Consider the following 16078-nt stretch of genomic DNA (forward strand, 5'->3'; position numbering starts at 1 on the left):
TTACAAAAAATCGGCGCGGGATACGCTTTCTGCGCTTGATTTGTTAAACAATTTACCTTCATATGTAAATACTTACAGCAAGGAGCGAACAAGATGAAGCGCACGCTATCGGCTCTGGTGTTGGCCATGGGACTTTTTAATCCCCTAAGCCAAGCACAGGCCACCACGGCAGAAGACATTAAGAGTTTCACGCTAGATAACGGCATGAAAATCATGGTGCTAGAAGATGCCTCTATTCCCAATGCCAACATGTACTTGTTTTGGAAAGTCGGTTCACGTAACGAAGTGCCCGGCATCACCGGTATTTCGCACTTTTTCGAACACATGATGTTTAACGGTTCGAAAAAGTACGGTCCAAAAATGTTCGACCGCACTATGGAAGCCGCAGGTGGCGCGAACAATGCGTATACCACTGAAGACATGACGGTTTATACCGATTGGTTCCCCGCTAATGCGCTCGAAACTATGTTCGATCTCGAAGCCGACCGTATCGCAAACTTAGATATCAACCAAACTATGGTCGATAGCGAACGTGGCGTAGTGCAGTCGGAACGCTCCACTGGCTTAGAAAACTCTAACTGGAATGCCCTCGAGGGTGAAATCAAAGGCGTGGCGTTTTTAGCCCATCCGTATTCTTGGTCGGTGATCGGTCACGAGTCGGATATCGCCGCTTGGACACTGGACGATCTTGTGCAGTACCACAAAACCTATTATGCGCCGAACAATGCTGTGGTCGTGATTGCCGGTGATGTGAAACTTGCCCAAGTTAAAGCCTTGGCCGACAAGTACTTTGCGCCTATTCCGGCACAAACTCCGCCTAAAGCGATTCGCACCGTAGAACCTGAGCAAAAGGGTGAGCGTCGTACCTTTGTGCAAAAGGCATCGGTGAGCACACCTAATGTGATGCTGGCTTATCATATTCCGGCGGCGACTCACGCAGATTTTTATGCGTTGGATTTATTAAGCTCGATTCTAAGCCAAGGTAATAGCTCGCGTTTATATCAATCACTGGTTGATAAACAAGTGGCCTTAGAAGCGCAAACCTATATGCCGATGTCGGTCGACCCTAACCTCTTCTATGTGATGGGTGTTGCCACACCTGAGGTGAAAGCCTCGACGCTGGAGCAGGCACTGATTGAACAAATCGATGCGATTGCGACAACGGGTGTTACCCAGCAAGAGCTGGATAAAGTTAAAAATATCAAGTTGATGGATTTTTATCGTTCGATGGAAACCATCAATGGCAAGGCCAATACCATAGGCACCTATGAGATGTATTTTGGCAGTTATGACAAGCTATTTAATGCGCCAGAAGCCTATAACAAGGTGACGCCAGCAGATATTCAACGTGTTGCCCAAACCTATTTACGTAAATCGAATCGCACTGTAGCTGTGCTGGCGGCAAACGAGGAGAGCTCCCAATGAAAGCGATGGCAATGAAATCAACGGCAGCGAAATCGATGGCAATGAAATCGACAGCAATGAAATCACTTAAGATGGCATCACTTGGCAAACCTTCTAAGTTAATGGCCGCATTAGCCCTAGGCACAAGTTTAGCCTTAGCGGGTTGTGCTTCGACATCGGCGCCAAAACGTGTCGAAACTGGCAGCTTTGTGATGCCAAGTTACGACAAGTTCGTGCTGGATAACGGCTTAACTGTGTATTTAATGCCGCAGCGAGAAGTGCCTTTGGTCACCTTAAATGCCGTGGTACGTGCGGGTGCGGTTAATGACACCACCGCAGGCGTGGCGCAAATGACAGCAGAAGGTTTGTTGTTAGGGGCGGCGGGTAAATCTAAGGCGGATATCGAGCAGCAAGTGGATTTTCTCGGTGCAAGTTTAGGGGCTGAAGCGGATAAAGAAGGCAGTTATCTTAGTGCCGATTTTATGGCGAAAGACACTGACGTCATGCTGGGCTTATTTAGCGCGGCGATGTTAACGCCAGACTTTGATGCTGCCGAGTTCGATAAGCTTAAGCAACGCGCGATTGCGGGGCTGCAGCAAGATAAAGAAAGCCCACGAGCTGTGATTGGTCGTTACTTCGATAAGCTGGTATTCGGTGCCCATCCTTATGGTAATGCGGCTTCGGGTAACAGTGATTCGCTTGAACAAGTGACAGTGTCGCAACTGCGCGCTTTCCATAAGAGTTACTACCAACCGGCCAATACCGCGATTACCGTCGTGGGTGACTTTGATGTTGCCGCCATGAAGGCTAAGTTGACGCAAACCTTTGGTCAGTGGCAAGGCAGCGAAAAGCTGGTGCAGCCTGACTTAAACCAAGGTTTACCTCAGTTAACTGCGGCTAAAGTTTTGCTGGTGGATAAACCCGATGCCATCGAGACCACCTTTGTTATCGGCGGTTTAGGCATTAGTCGTGACAATCCAGACTATGTCGGTTTAACAGTAGTGAACACTATTTTAGGTGGTCGTTTTACCTCTTGGCTTAACGACGAGCTGCGGGTAAACGCTGGCTTAACCTATGGCGCACGCTCAGGTTTTAGCCCTTATACCGACTCGGGTGTGTTTACTATCAGTACTTTTACTAAGACGGAAACCACTCAAGAAGCGATTGATCTCGCACTGAAAACCTATGCTCGTTTATGGGAGAAAGGCGTAGATCAAGCGACCTTAGATTCGGCTAAAGCCTATGTGAAGGGCCAGTTCCCACCTAAGTTTGAAACCTCAGGCCAACTGGCGGGATTATTGTCTGGCATGTATCTGTATGGCTTCGATGATAAGTTTATCAATGAGTTCCAAGCAAAGGTGGATGGTTTGACCTTAGCTGAAACCCAAAGACTCGTGAAAACGTATTTCCCGCAAAAAGATCTGCAATTTGTGCTGATTGGCAACGCGGCTAAGATTGCTCCTATCGCCGCTAAGTATGGCAAAGTGCAAACCGTGGATATTAAAGCCACGGGATTTGGCCAATAAGCTATCATTGCGAGGCTTGATTCAATAAAGAAAAGGTCTGCATAGTGCAGACCTTTTGCTTTCCTGTTCTAGGTTCTAGGTTCTAGGTTCTAGATGCAGCGTTTATTGTCCACCCGGCTTAGCATAATTGGTCATCCACTTCTTCACTTCGTTATACCAGTAGACTGAGTTATTGGGCTTCATAATCCAGTGATTTTCATCGGGGAAATAAATCATCCGCGATTCAACATGTCGACTTTGTAGGGTGTGGAACAGCTCAAACCCTTGGGTCGCCGGCACTAAGTAATCGAGTTGACCATGACTGACTAAGGTTGGAGTGTTGAAATTGCCCGCAAAGTAATGGGGCGATATGGCTTTATACAGTTCTGGATTATCCCAATAGTAGCCAAATCGGGTGCTGTGCACGGCAAAGTCCGACGCCATTTGTGCATACATGTCGTAAACCGCAGCATGGATCAATAGCGCTTTAAAGGGATGCGGTTGACCCAAAATAATCGAGGTCAGGTAACCACCATAACTTGCGCCGCCCGCCACCATGCGATCACTGTCTATCCAGCTTTGTTGTTTAAACCAGTCTGCCGCCTTGAGCACATCCTCAAGGGGTTTTGTCTTCCAATCGGGATTGATGGCATCGGCAAATTCCTGACCAAAGCCGCTCGAACCGTGGAAGTTTGGCCACGCAGTGACATAACCCCAAGAAGCAAAGGTTTGCGCGTTCCAACGGTAATGGAAACCGTCGGTAATGGCATTGTGCTGAAGGATCCCCTCATAAATCAGCCATAGCATAGCCATATTTGAGCAACTGATTGGCGAATAATACCCAGGCCGCCAGCAATTCTTTCTCCGTGATTTGATAATCAGGCCGCCTGAGTACCTCCAATCCCAAGCGAATCGTTGAGAGTACCGTTCGATGCCCAATGGTATTGGCCTGAAAATGCTTATCCCAGCCCTGTTGCTGTGCGTGTAAACCAACTAGCCACAACAGGCATTGAACCATCAACGCTATCAGTAGGATGATGTCGAATCGCTCTGGACTGTTGGTACGACTTTGGCGTAAGCCAAAGCCGTATGCCGGGCTTTTGAGGTCACGAAAGGTTTCCTCTATTTGCATACGTTTGGCGTACAGGTTTACCAGCTGCTTTGGGCTCCGAGATTCTGGTGGTAAATTGCTGGCTAACACCCAAGGCTCTTTCGCCGATGTTGAGTACGTTTTTGCCGATGGATGGTGGCAATTAGTCCTCGTTGAACGCTGATTTGTACGCCCCTTAGGTTTGCTACGATAAAGCGTGAGATGGCAATTGATAGGGTTAGTTTTGGTCAAGGTCTTACAACCCAGGCTCTTCGCTTGACCGTTGGCCAAGTCATGTGTACTGCGAACTGCACGCCAATTTTCAGCGCCAATATCTGCAAATTGAACTGTACCGCGAATACGGCTTAGCCAAAACCAACCATGCGCCTCAACCTCTTTGTACCAAGGCACTTTGAACCCCGCGTCAGTCACGATGAGAGGGGTAACATGCAAAGGTAAAATCTTGGCTAAGTCCGCTAAAAAACCGTTGTGGGAGGCCTTAGAGCATTGTTCTGATAGGGGATAGGACTTCTCATACAGGGTAATAGAGCGGCCATTGAAGGCTATTGAGGCGCGCAGGGCCATGATGCGTTTATGCTCTCGGATGTCTGACCAATCGACGAGCACAATCGGCATAGGGTTACCAGAACAGATGAGGCTGGCATGCCATTGGTAGACAGCTAACCGTTCTTGATGCAGATGCGTGTTGCCGAGCAAACGATCAATGCGCTTGATGTTGTGCTTGGTTCGGGCCGTGGTTGGTAAATTTCGACCTAACTCAGTCAAGGTCAGTGTCTTACATTCAATCAGTGCCTTAGAGGCCAGCATCAAGCTGTTTAATCGTTTTAGGTGAAGTTCTGGGCAGTATTGGTGTAAAGAATGTTGTAGGATATTGGCTTCGCGCATCTTGTTGTCCAAGTGTAGTTTTTGGCGAAACCATTTGATCATGCAACAAGATGCGCTTCCACCCTAATTTGATGATTTATTTGTAAATCATCAGGGGATTCTTCAGGGCATTGTGTGGTCCGCCGTGGACGAGCATAAACAATGGGTATTTTTTGCTGCGATCAAACCCTGCGGGATAGTGAACCCACATTTGAATATCTTTACCTTGATAGCCTTTATAGGTGACGGATTCATAAGTGCCTAGGTCGACATCTTTGAGAATATCGTCGTTAAAGTTTTCTAGGCGTTCAATCTTGCCAGTGCGGGGATTGATGCTGACTAAGCGAGCGGGATACAAGAAGCTCTGATTGGTGGCAATCAGTGCACCGTCTTTGCCTATGGCGGGTTGGCTAAAATCGGTTGCCTCTGTGATGGCTTTTACTTTGCCGTTTTTTGCATCGATAGAGTAAATGCGGTTTGTGGCGGCGTCTTCCACAGTGGCATAAAAGCCCTTATTGTCGGGTGTCCAACTGAATTGAGAGACAGAACGGTCCCAGTCAGCTGTGAGTGTTGTGAGTTTACGGCTGTCGATATCTAGCAGCATCAGCCTTGAGGTATCGGCGTAGAAACCGGGGATTTTCTGGCGGGTAAAGGCGAGCGTTTTACCGTTAGGGCTAAAGCTAGGATTCAGATCCGGCGCTTGATTATCTGCGGTGAGATTTTCGGCCTTGTTGTCTCCAATCGCAGCGAGAAATATATCAATTTTAGGATCGACTTTATTCTCTGAGCCATAGGCATTGAAGGCAATCCAGCGTTCATTGGGGGAAACATCATAGCTTGCACTGCTTTGGTCTGAGCGTGGTAATTCATGGCCTGCAGGCTGGGTGATATTTTCGACATTACCGCCTTTGGCCGGAATTCTAAATACGTGGGCTTGGCGACGTTCGTCTAACCAGTGATCAAATTGTGAATAGGGCAAGGCGTTCCATTGATGGGCAGAAACCTTATTGTCGGTATCTGTGGCAAGCTGGGTTTTCATTTCCTCCCAGCTTTGATTAGGAAAGATATTGCTGATGAAATACAAATGCTTGCCAACCCACTTAATGCTGTTAACGCCAGTGGGAATATCGGTTAAGCGCTGCGCTTCACCCGGACCGTCCATCGGCAGCAGGTAAATTTGGCTCGCCTCGTCTTCATTGCGCTTACTTACAAATGCCAAGGTTTTGCCGTCGGGGGAAAACACGGGCTCGCTCACCCTTAAACCTTTGGCTGTGATGGCTCGGTTTTGCTTGCCATCGAAATGCCACAGCTGGGTTGAGCCTTTATCCGTTTTGAGATCGTACTCTGTGACTGGCGCGATAATGTGCTCGCCCGTGGGGGAGACAATCGGGCTACCGATACGTTTGAGTTGCCAAAGCAATTCTGCTGAGAGTGGTTTGCCCTGTTCTGCAAATGCCAAGCTAAAGGGCAGCAGTAAACAGAGTAATAAAATGCTTGTCTTCTTCACTATGTGTCTCCTTGTGATACAAACAGTTACTAGAATTATGATGTTGCGTATTTTTGCTAAGTGGCAAGTTAGCATGAAAACCCGCCATGCCTGAATAAGCTGTTATGTAAGCAACTGTGAATCTTTGTTGGGCATCTCAGCTCAAAAGTGGTTGATCTAGGCGCTAAAAAATCAGGCTAACGACAATACCAAAGCGCTCATTCCGTCGTTAAAGGAATCGTTTGCGTTAGGGGATTTGTCGATTGATGCTTTTAACGCTAATGTATTGATCTGTTTCGGGTAGGTGCTAGAGATATGCCGCTTAAAATCGACCGTTTGAACTTTATGCTGGGTCTTGCCATTGTACTGAGCGTGTTTTCGTCCTTTTCAGTCATGGCCGCTAAGGTCAGTTTCAAGGAATTTTGTCCACAATTGGTGGGGCAATGGGCGGGTGATGCTGCCAAGGCGGGGGAAATTCCGAAAAAAGTGGCCGTCACGGGCGTTTGCTCCCACGATCAGCGCCAGTTGATCTTATCTGTGAGTATCGGCACGCGGGCGCCTTTTAGTGAAACCTGGTGGTTTAGGGAGCAGGGCGATCAAGTATTACTGACCTATTACGACGGTGTGGCGGAAGATAAACAACAAGTCTTTAGTTTATATCGACAAAATGGGGATTATTCCCTGCTAGGGGAAGGCGTTGTTAATGCGAGACCCGCGTTGATCCAGTTACTCTTTGATGCTCAGACTCAGACTCAGACTCAGACTCAGACTCAGACTCAGACTCAGACTCAGACTCAGGCTCAAGCGGGTGGTTGGGAATGGACGCAGAATATCCAATATTTAGACGATGATATCGACCGCTATCAGCTGTTTCGTGGGATAGAGATGACGCCTGTCGCGCCATCTCATTAGCCGCCCCTTAGCCACAAATCCGCGATTTAGCTTCGACAGTGCTTAAATAGCGCCTTCAAACCCGAGCTGACGCCACGCTTCGTAGCTGATAATCGCCACCGCATTGGAGAGGTTTAAACTACGGCTGGTGGCCGCCATGGGAATGCGTAATCGCTGCTCGGTTGGAATTGACTCGATAATCGCCATCGGCAGGCCGCGGGTTTCAGGGCCAAATAACAGCACATCATCTTTCGCAAAAGTCAGCTCAGTATGCGGGCGACTGCCTTTAGTGGTACAAGCCATAATGCGCTTGCCTGCCATGGCTTCGAGGAAGGCATCGAAGTCTTTGTGGCGAGTCACATTGGTTAAATCAGCATAGTCTAAGCCCGCGCGGCGCAATTTTTTCTCTTCAAAATCAAACCCTAGTGGCTCAATTAGATGAAGTTGGCTGCCGTTGTTGGCGCATAAGCGAATGATATTACCTGTGTTAGGTGCGATTTCTGGCTCATAGAGTGCGATATGGAACATGCTGGCCCGCCTATAGAAAAATGACGGCTGATTATACGGCAAACAAGACTTAAGCGCAGTGACTGAGTGATGCTTTATCACGTTCTCATCTGGATGCGAGGAATGAACGCCATAATCGTTGTCGTCTGCTAAGCTTGAGAAAGCCACTGAGGGACCACCCATGTTCAGTCACTTTATTACCTTATGTATTTTTTCTGTGCTTTTTCTTCAAAGCATTCTTACCTCAGTCTATGCGGCGGATGATGTTGTGAGCAATGCGGGCGGAAAGCGGCAAATGACGGCTTATTTAGGGGAGATCCCTGGATTAATTAATGCCGATGGCACAGGGCCATTTGTGGAACTGGTTAAAGCAATTGATAGGGCAGATCCTGAGGTTGAAATTGAGATTAAGGTTTTCCCGCTTTCACGGGCTATGCTAGGTGTGTCGCTCGGTCGTGCTGATTTTGGTTTGCCCGCCATTCGTAACAATGCCGCATTAGATGCCTTACCTTACCGTTTTAGCTCTGTTTCATTTGGGCAAGTCACCCATGTGCTTTATACCAATGTGGATAAGCCGATAACGAAGGCCATGTTATTTGATCAACAGCAAACGGGGCGCGTATTTACCGTGGAGGCGATTCCAGATTACATGCCTATCCCTGCGGAACCTTCGATAACCATTAAACGTTCTTTGCTAAAACTTTCCCATGGCCGTATCGATGCCTTCGTTTGGGCGCAGGAAGAGGCCGATATGATGCTGAAACAGTTGAAATTGCATAATATCCACCGTGAAGACTTTGGCGATTTTGAAGATGTGTTTGTGATTGCCAAGGGTCCCGAAGGGGATGCCGTGGATGCATATTTGACTCGCATGATTGAATTACTGCGGCAGACTGGAGAATTAAGCCTGATTTATCAAACTATCCATCTGTCCTACAATGACTGGCAACCTTAGCTTTTAAATCAAATAGTTAACCTGATTATTTCCCGCCGATAACGAGATATTCTGAAACTTCACTTGCTAGGAGTGAAGACTGATAATAATATATCTCCACATCAAGATACTTTCTAAAGAGTTATTATGCCTTTTGTCATCGCCTTACTCGCCCCTGTATTTTGGGGGACGACCTATGCGTTAGTGAGTCTCTACTTACATGATATGTCGCCCTACTGGGTGGCCGTGTGGCGCGCGCTGCCGGCGGGAATACTGATGTTGATGCTGCGTCCACGTTTACCAATGCTGGCTTGGTCTAAATTAAGCTTGCTGGCGTTTTGTAATATTGGCGCCTTCTTTGCGCTGCTGTTTATCGGTGCGTATCGTTTGCCGGGCGCTGTGGCGGGTACCTTAGGGGCGACGCTGCCGTTAATTTTCTTAATCTTAGCTTGGGTGATAGATAAAAAACGCCCTGGTATGAAGTGGTTGCTATTAGGTTTGATGGGATTAGGAGGGGTGATTTTACTGCTAAACCCGTCGGCGGATCTCGACCCTATTGGGGTCTTGTGCATGTTAAGCGCGACGACGTTAATTGCTTTCTCTTCTCGCTGGATGCAAAAGTGGGATGTGGGCGACTTTTTAGTGCTTACAGCATGGCAACTGTTTTTGGGCGGCTTGATGTTAATTCCGCTGGCATGGTTTATGGCGGGCCCGCCGCAGTTACCTAGCCTGACAGTGGTGCCGTCGTTACTATGGTTAGTGATTGCCAACACCGCCATCGCTTATTGGGCTTGGCTGTGGTCGATGCGAAATTTAGGGCCAGAAATCATGGGCATGGTTGCTTTAGTCAATCCCGTGGTTGCCGTATCATTAGGGGTTATGATCGTGGGTGAGACCTTAGACATGCGTCAGTGGGCGGGGATAGGTGTGATATTACTGTCGCTGTTATTGATGAAATTGCCACAGAATTTAAGGTTAAACCCATTTAAAAAAGTGCAGCCCTAGTCAGTATTTTGGGATAAATGAGGGATAGATGCTAAAACGTTTGGATCTGAATTTACTACCCGTACTGGAAATCCTGCTTGAGGAACAAAGTGTAACCGCCGCTGCGGCGCGTTTGCATTTGAGCCAGTCGGCGGTGAGTAAACAATTGACACGCCTGAGGGAAGTGTTTGATGATCCTCTGTTTGAGCGCACCGCCTACGGCCTAAAACCGACGCCTAAAGCCTTGTCGCTCGCGCCTGAGTTGCGCCAATGTTTACAGCAATTGGCGCAATTTACCCGGCCCGATACCTTTGAGCCCGCCTTAAGTCAACGGCAGTTTAGAATGCATTTGGTTGAGACCACATACTCGCTTACTTTTCCGCATTTTATGCCCTCGCTGCTCGCCCAAGCGCCCGGTGTGAGTCTCAATTGCCAAACTTGGCGGCTCGATACTATGGACAGATTACTGCGCTGCGACATCGACTTAGCCATAGGTTGCCGCGAGTGGGACGAGCGTTCGCCTATGCATGTGAATCATATTCCCGACGACTTGTGCCATGTCGAGTTAGTGCAGGATTATACTGTGTGCTTGATGCGCCGCGATCATCCGGCGTTAGCACAAGAGTGGAATTTAGACACCTTCTTGAGCTATCGCCATCTGCAAGTGGCTTTTGGTGGCATAGAGCATTGGTTGCTGGATGATGTGCTGCAACTTGAGGGGCGTCAGCGCGATATCGCCGTGAATATGACCGACTTTCAGAGCGCTCTGGCCCTGTGTGAACAAAGCGATTTAATTCTTTGCGCGCCGTCCCGTTATGCCTTTGCTGTGATGAAATCCTTCGAGCTTCAGTCTTTGCCATCTCCTATCAAGCTGATCCCCGGCGCGTATTTATTGATGTGGCATAAACACTTCGAGCATGACTTGAGCCATAAATGGCTACGTGAGTTGATCATAAGCCAAGTGCTGCCGTCGATTACGCCTCGGGTTTAGGCTCTTTTGGCGCCGCTAACCAAGCGGTTAATGTGGGTAAGACAGCTTTCCCATCCGCTAGCCCTTGTTGATAGACGGCGGTCACTTTATCGATATTGCGATCGAGCCTGGATAAATTAAGCGGCAGTGCTGGGCGGATCACAAAGGCGTTATTGGCTGCAACGGCTTGGTCTAACTCGGTTAATGCTTGATTATAAACTCGGTGGCGCTCACTTAACGCATGGGCAACTGCGGGGTAGCGTTTATAGGCTTTACGGGCTAACCAATTCATTTTCATCGCGGATTTTTGGTAATGCTGATCTTGAGTCAAGATCACCACTTGGCGTGCAAAACCATCTTTGCGTGATTGCGCTAACGGTATCGGTTCGCCGATGCCGCCATCGAGGTAATGGTGTTGGTTAATCACGCTGGGTTTAGACATAAAAGGCAGGCTAGAGGAGGCGATGAGCACGTCGAGTAATTTATCGTGGTCATTAAAATCGGCCATACCGAAGTAATCGGTTTTCCCTGTATTGCAGTTAAAGGCGCCGACCTTAAATTCGGTATGACTATTTAAAAATGTATCAAAATCAAATGGCAGTAACTCATAGGCCATGCGGCGATAGGTAAAGTCTGTGTTAACATAGTTGCCTGTCGCCAACCAATGGCGCAGGCCCATATAGCGTTTATCGTTGAGATATTGCTGCTGAATTTGAAGATTACGCCCAAATTGGCGGGACACATAGGACGCGGGATAAATGGCACCCGCAGACACCCCAATCACATAGCTGAAGTTGAGCGACTGCTGCAAAAACGCGTCTAACACACCTGCGGTATAAATGGCTCGAAGGCCGCCACCTTCCAACACTAAGGCCACATCTTTCATCGAGTTACATCTTTTTTATTGGTTTATCCCAGCAGAATACCTCAGCTTAGCGCAGAAATGAATGCGCAAAAGGCACACTTAAGATGCGTGATCGACGTTGGTGTGATGGGACGCTTGCTTGGGCTTTATGGGTAAAATATTGGTCACGCAATCCTTTGTGCCACCATTTTGAACAGGCTGTTTAGATTGAACGGCAGGGGTAAAATCCGCCTGACTGAAGTATTGGCTAAGTGTATTGAGCGCTTCTTTCACTTTTGCGGGCTGCTTATCCCGCGCCGAAGTGACGCTGTAAACGCTGTAAGTATTGAGTGACCATTCGGGTAAGAGGGTCACAAGCTGGCCGCTTTCGAGGTATTTACGTATTTCTGGTTCGGGCAGAGCGGCAAACCCGAGACCATCGAGAGTGAGTTGGATTAATGCCTGCATATTGTTGACCGTAATGCGCTGGCTTGTCAGTTCGAAGCATTCTTTGCTGCGGCTGTGGGTCAAGGTTTCACTGTTAGCGCTGGGGTGATTAATGCGATTAAAGGCAGCTAATTCAGCGGGATGCTGAATAGTTGTGTGCATTGGCAGATAATCGGGCGAGGCGCACAGCAACATGCGCCAATCGGCTAAGTGACGGGCAATTAAGTTGGAATCGGATAAAGGCCCGATGCAAATCGCCAGATCAATCCCCTCGTTGACTATATCTATTGGGCCATCCTGCAGCAGTAAATTCAAACTTATCTGCGGATGCGCCGCCAATAGGTAGTTAAAGGGCTCGCTCAGCAAGCCGCCGCCAAAACCTATGGGCGCGGCAATCTTTAATTCCCCCGAAGGAATCCCTTTCAAGTTATTGAGTTTCTGCTCAGTGCTTTCGACTATCGCAATGACTTTGCAGCAATTTTCATAGAACAAGCTGCCCGCCTCTGTAAGGGTAAGATTGCGAGTATTGCGATGGAATAGACTGATCCCCATGTCCATTTCGAGCTTAGTTACTTGTTGACTCACCGCCGACGAGCTGAGGTTTAACTGCTGCGCCGCGGCACTCATTGAGCCCTTTTCTGCGATTGCCGCAAAAACGATCATACCTTTGATCATGTTTTTATTCATTTTTAAGTAACTCTTACAAGTGAATACCTAAAGTCTAACTTGAGCTGATTGTAACATAGGGATACATTGCCGTATTGAAAATTGTTCTCATTTACAATCTGTGCCCAATGGAGACTTGTCGGTTATGTTGTTAAGTCGTAAGAAGTACCTCGCTCAAGTGATCACCGCTTTATGTTTGTTGCCCGCAGTATCTGTGACAAATGCCCTTGCGGATACCGCGCCTGATAAAGAAAAGATGATGGAAAGAATCGTGGTAACCGCATCGGGATTTGAACAACAAATTCGCGACGCGCCCGCATCTATCAGTGTGATCACCCGTGAGGATCTGGATAACCGCTTCTATCGCGACTTAACCGATGCCATGTTAGAAGTCCCCGGTGTAGTGATTACTGGCGGCGCTGACCGTCAGGACATCAGCCTGCGGGGCATGGGCAGCCAATACACGTTAATTTTAGTGGATGGTAAACGTCAATCTTCGCGCGAGACACGCACTAACAGCGACGGTCCAGGTGTTGAAGGCGCTTGGACACCACCCTTGGCGGCCATCGACAGAATTGAAATCGTTCGCGGACCTATGTCATCACTTTATGGTTCGGATGCCATTGGCGGGGTGATCAACATTATCACCCGTAAAGTGCCGAACGAGTGGCAGGGTGAAGTGCGACTCGACACGACATTGCAGGAAAAGTCGACCTCGGGAAATGTGTATCAAGGCAACTTTTTCGTCAACGGTGGTTTGATTAAAGATCTGCTGGGGATGCAACTGTACGGTCAATACACTCAGCGTGAAGAAGATAATATCTATGGCGGTTACCGTGGCCGCGATGCGACGAATCTGACCGCGCGGTTTGCGCTCACCCCCAATGATAACCACGACATCATGCTCGAAGTTGGCACTTCTGACCAAGAACTCGACAGTAGTTTAGGTAAAACCGTTACACCGCTAGCGCCGGGCGAAGCCTGTGGTCGTCGCGGTTGTCCTCAATCTTCAACGACAGAATACGAAAACAGCACCATTTCGCTGTCACACACAGGGCGCTGGGACTTTGGTACCTCGGATTCTTATATCAAGCATGAGGTTTTTGATAACAAAACCCGCAAGATGAAGATCACTAACACGGATGCGCAATCTAGCTTGATCACCACCTTAGGTCAAAGCCATACGGCGACTTTTGGCGCGGCATTTAACCATCAAGATTTAACCGACGAAACAGGTAACCAAGTAAGTGACTTAACTGATATTAGTCGCAAACAATGGTCGGTATTTTCTGAGGATGAATGGCGCATAGTCGATAACTTTGCCCTGACCATGGGGCTGCGTTTGGATGACGATGAAAACTTTGGTAATCATGTCAGCCCGCGTGTTTACGGCGTGTGGGGATTAACCGACAGCACCACCTTAAAGGGCGGCGTGTCGACGGGCTTTAGGGCGCCGAGTTTGCGCCAGACAGTGCCCGATTGGGGACAAGTGAGCCGTGGCGGCAACATGTACGGTAATCCAGATTTACAACCCGAAACCTCAGTGAACTATGAGTTAGGTGTGTATTCGGATCTGACCGAGAGCATTACCGCCAGTGCGGGCGTGTTCTATAACGAGTTTAAAGATAAGATCACCCGTGTGGCCTGTCCTGCGACTCAATGTACCGATGGCCCCAATCAATTTGGTTCTGACCCAACCACTTACGTGAATATCGACGATGCTGTGACTCAAGGGATTGAGCTGAGTATCGACTATCGGATTCGCTCAAACCTGAGCTTTACGGGTAACTACACTTACACGGATTCAGAGCAAAAGACGGGAGCTTACAAAGGTAGCCCATTGAATCAATTGCCTAAGCATTTGATCCAAGCGTCGTTCAACTACGAGCCTATTGATAACTTAAGCACTTGGTTGAGAGTCAACTACCGTGGCGAAGAGAGCCAACCGACGACGGGGCCGTCATCGAGCAGTTTAATCGCCCCTTCTTACACTCTGCTAGATTTAGGCGCTAACTATCAGTTGAACGATAGCCTGAAATTTAGCGCGGGTATTTACAACGCCTTCGATAAGGACATTACCCAAGAAGAATACGGTTATATCGAAGACGGCCGCCGCTATTGGTTAGGTATGACCTACAGTTTTTAAATTAAAAACATATCTCGTCTTGAAAGAAGCCAGCACTTAGCTGGCTTCTTTTTTGATTATTCAATATTCGGTTTACGAATAAACAGTATGCTGAGATCTTGCTTTGGCGTGAACTGTTTTTGTTGGAATTCAAAGGTGAGTGGATCGGTTTTTTTAAGCTCGCCATCAAAACACAAGCTGATGAGATCTGTGGGTTGGGATTTTTTCAGGGTGAGTTTGAAGTCCTTAATCGCCCCTTGCCAGTTATTGGCCGTCACCAAAATATAGCTAAGGTGGCTCCATTCGACGCCAATCTCCTGATCTTCACCGTCTTGTTTAACGATAAGGTTGCGCTTCCTAATGCCTTGTTTGGCGCTTTCATCTAAACAGGCCAGTTCAGTATGAGTATCGATAATTTCGCTGGCGGGATAGGGAACACCCGTTGAAATACTCGGGCTGTAGCTATGGCTGATTGCAACAGATTGGCCTGCGGGAAAGGTTTGTTGCCAGACAAAGTAGTCACTTAGGGTAAAGGCGATTTGTTGGTTCTCATCCAACCATTGCTGGGGGAGTGCAGGCTTACCCTTGGGAACTACGCCATATTCGGCAAAGTAAGCCACTTCATCCACACTCCAGCCAAGTTGCTTAAGCTCAGTTGAAATATCGGTTTTATCGGCAAGTTTGGCGACGAGCCTGTGCTGAGTTGGTTGGGTTTCGCCATTCACTTTAAGGGTGAAGTTATCAATGCTGCTGTGATCCGCGGAGCCAAAAAACATCGGTGGCATGGGGAAGGCGATGGGGACGATAAGATCCTGCGAACTGGTGTTGGTAAACACATAATCGACCCTGACTTCGGTCTCGCTGATAAAGAGGGACTCTTTGTCCATACTGATATTAGGCTGATATTTCAAGGTAATAGAGCCATTAGCATCGCCAAAACTGCTGTCGTTGGCAAAAGCCGGTGTGCTAAATAACAGCGCGGTTATCGTGCAAGTTAAGATGCGAAAATAAGATGGCATAAACATCTCGAGGGAGAGAAATATCAGACTAGCTGCGGCGAGCAAGCTCAATAGCCGCGGCGATGGCGTTTCGCGCTTGGGGACTGTTTTTCCAACACGTGGTGCGTAGCATGCTGGCGACTAAGTTCGCGATATCATCCACTTCGTGTTGGGCGAGTTGTTGCAGTGAACTGATACCTATTTCTTCGAAGCGCTTTATCACAGTGGGACCAACGCCTTTGAGTGCCAATAAAGCATGTTTTTCTTGTTCATTAAAACCCATAACGAATACTCCTTTATTGTTGGGATTGTGCTCAATTAATAGCACTGGGCAAGACTACC

General features: G+C 48.1%; 13 protein-coding genes and 2 pseudogenes. 7 read left to right on the forward strand and 8 right to left on the reverse strand.

Translation table 11 applies throughout. From position 1 onward, the window contains the following. Positions 1-93 precede the first annotated feature (93 nt). Both AYJ58_RS03895 and AYJ58_RS03900 read left to right on the forward strand, forming a co-directional pair. On the forward strand, positions 94-1425 hold the full coding sequence (locus tag AYJ58_RS03895) for a M16 family metallopeptidase (RefSeq protein WP_106649073.1): 1332 nt from the start codon (positions 94-96) through the stop codon (positions 1423-1425). Between the two features lie 41 nt (positions 1426-1466). Beyond that, a complete protein-coding gene (locus AYJ58_RS03900) occupies positions 1467-2930 on the forward strand; it encodes a M16 family metallopeptidase (RefSeq protein ID WP_106651738.1) in 1464 nt (487 codons plus the stop codon). 102 nt (positions 2931-3032) lie between these two features. Here the strand turns inward: AYJ58_RS03900 and AYJ58_RS03905 are convergent. The 3 genes and pseudogenes from AYJ58_RS03905 to AYJ58_RS03915 form a co-directional block, all read right to left on the reverse strand. After that, positions 3033-3683 (reverse strand): annotated as a pseudogene (locus AYJ58_RS03905) (S9 family peptidase); the annotation flags it as partial. A 13-nt stretch (positions 3684-3696) separates the two neighbouring features. Beyond that, a complete protein-coding gene (locus tag AYJ58_RS03910) occupies positions 3697-4905 on the reverse strand; it encodes an IS4-like element IS10A family transposase (protein ID WP_001206290.1) in 1209 nt (402 codons plus the stop codon). A 103-nt stretch (positions 4906-5008) separates the two neighbouring features. Next, positions 5009-6391, reverse strand: a pseudogene (locus AYJ58_RS03915) (S9 family peptidase); the annotation flags it as partial. Between the two features lie 294 nt (positions 6392-6685). Between AYJ58_RS03915 and AYJ58_RS03920 the strand changes: the two are divergent. Continuing rightward, positions 6686-7282, forward strand: coding sequence for a hypothetical protein (locus AYJ58_RS03920; protein ID WP_106649074.1), 597 nt, complete (start codon positions 6686-6688; stop codon positions 7280-7282). A gap of 42 nt (positions 7283-7324) precedes the next feature. On the opposite strand, the gene trmL is transcribed toward AYJ58_RS03920, so the two are convergent. Next, positions 7325-7789, reverse strand: coding sequence for a tRNA (uridine(34)/cytosine(34)/5-carboxymethylaminomethyluridine(34)-2'-O)-methyltransferase TrmL (gene trmL / locus AYJ58_RS03925; protein ID WP_006084553.1), 465 nt, complete (start codon positions 7787-7789; stop codon positions 7325-7327). Positions 7790-7949: 160 nt separating this feature from the next. On the opposite strand from trmL, the gene AYJ58_RS03930 reads away from it, so the two are divergent. The 3 genes from AYJ58_RS03930 (at position 7950) to AYJ58_RS03940 (ending at position 10677) form a co-directional block, all read left to right on the forward strand. After that, positions 7950-8723: an ABC transporter substrate-binding protein gene (locus AYJ58_RS03930; RefSeq protein WP_106649075.1), complete on the forward strand. Its 774-nt coding sequence runs from the start codon at positions 7950-7952 to the stop codon at positions 8721-8723. 126 nt (positions 8724-8849) lie between these two features. Further along, the gene (locus tag AYJ58_RS03935) at positions 8850-9707 is read left to right on the forward strand and encodes a DMT family transporter (RefSeq protein ID WP_106649076.1); all 858 of its coding nucleotides are present in this window, start codon (positions 8850-8852) and stop codon (positions 9705-9707) included. Between the two features lie 28 nt (positions 9708-9735). Then, positions 9736-10677, forward strand: a complete 942-nt coding sequence (locus AYJ58_RS03940; protein ID WP_006084548.1) for a LysR family transcriptional regulator — start codon at positions 9736-9738, stop codon at positions 10675-10677. Here the strand turns inward: AYJ58_RS03940 and AYJ58_RS03945 are convergent. Next, a complete protein-coding gene (locus AYJ58_RS03945) occupies positions 10661-11542 on the reverse strand; it encodes a patatin-like phospholipase family protein (protein ID WP_106649077.1) in 882 nt (293 codons plus the stop codon). The two genes, AYJ58_RS03940 and AYJ58_RS03945, sit on opposite strands and share 17 nt — an antisense overlap. Positions 11543-11620: 78 nt before the next feature. Then, complete coding sequence (locus AYJ58_RS03950; protein ID WP_106649078.1) at positions 11621-12634, reverse strand: LysR family transcriptional regulator; 1014 nt, start codon at positions 12632-12634, stop codon at positions 11621-11623. Positions 12635-12758: 124 nt separating this feature from the next. Between AYJ58_RS03950 and AYJ58_RS03955 the strand changes: the two genes are divergently transcribed. After that, positions 12759-14759 (forward strand): ligand-gated channel protein, encoded by a 2001-nt coding sequence (locus tag AYJ58_RS03955; protein ID WP_106649079.1) that lies wholly within the window; start codon positions 12759-12761, stop codon positions 14757-14759. Between the two features lie 56 nt (positions 14760-14815). Here the strand turns inward: AYJ58_RS03955 and AYJ58_RS03960 are convergent, their stop codons facing one another. Both AYJ58_RS03960 and AYJ58_RS03965 read right to left on the reverse strand, forming a co-directional pair. Beyond that, on the reverse strand, positions 14816-15757 hold the full coding sequence (locus AYJ58_RS03960; RefSeq protein WP_106649080.1) for a DUF4424 domain-containing protein: 942 nt from the start codon (positions 15755-15757) through the stop codon (positions 14816-14818). 28 nt (positions 15758-15785) lie between these two features. After that, positions 15786-16019 carry a hypothetical protein gene (locus AYJ58_RS03965; protein ID WP_106649081.1) on the reverse strand — a complete coding sequence of 78 codons (234 nt, stop codon included), beginning with the start codon at positions 16017-16019 and terminating at the stop codon, positions 15786-15788. Positions 16020-16078 lie beyond the last annotated feature (59 nt).

The organism is Shewanella sp. Pdp11, from assembly GCF_002838165.1.
Taxonomy (GTDB): domain Bacteria; phylum Pseudomonadota; class Gammaproteobacteria; order Enterobacterales; family Shewanellaceae; genus Shewanella; species Shewanella hafniensis.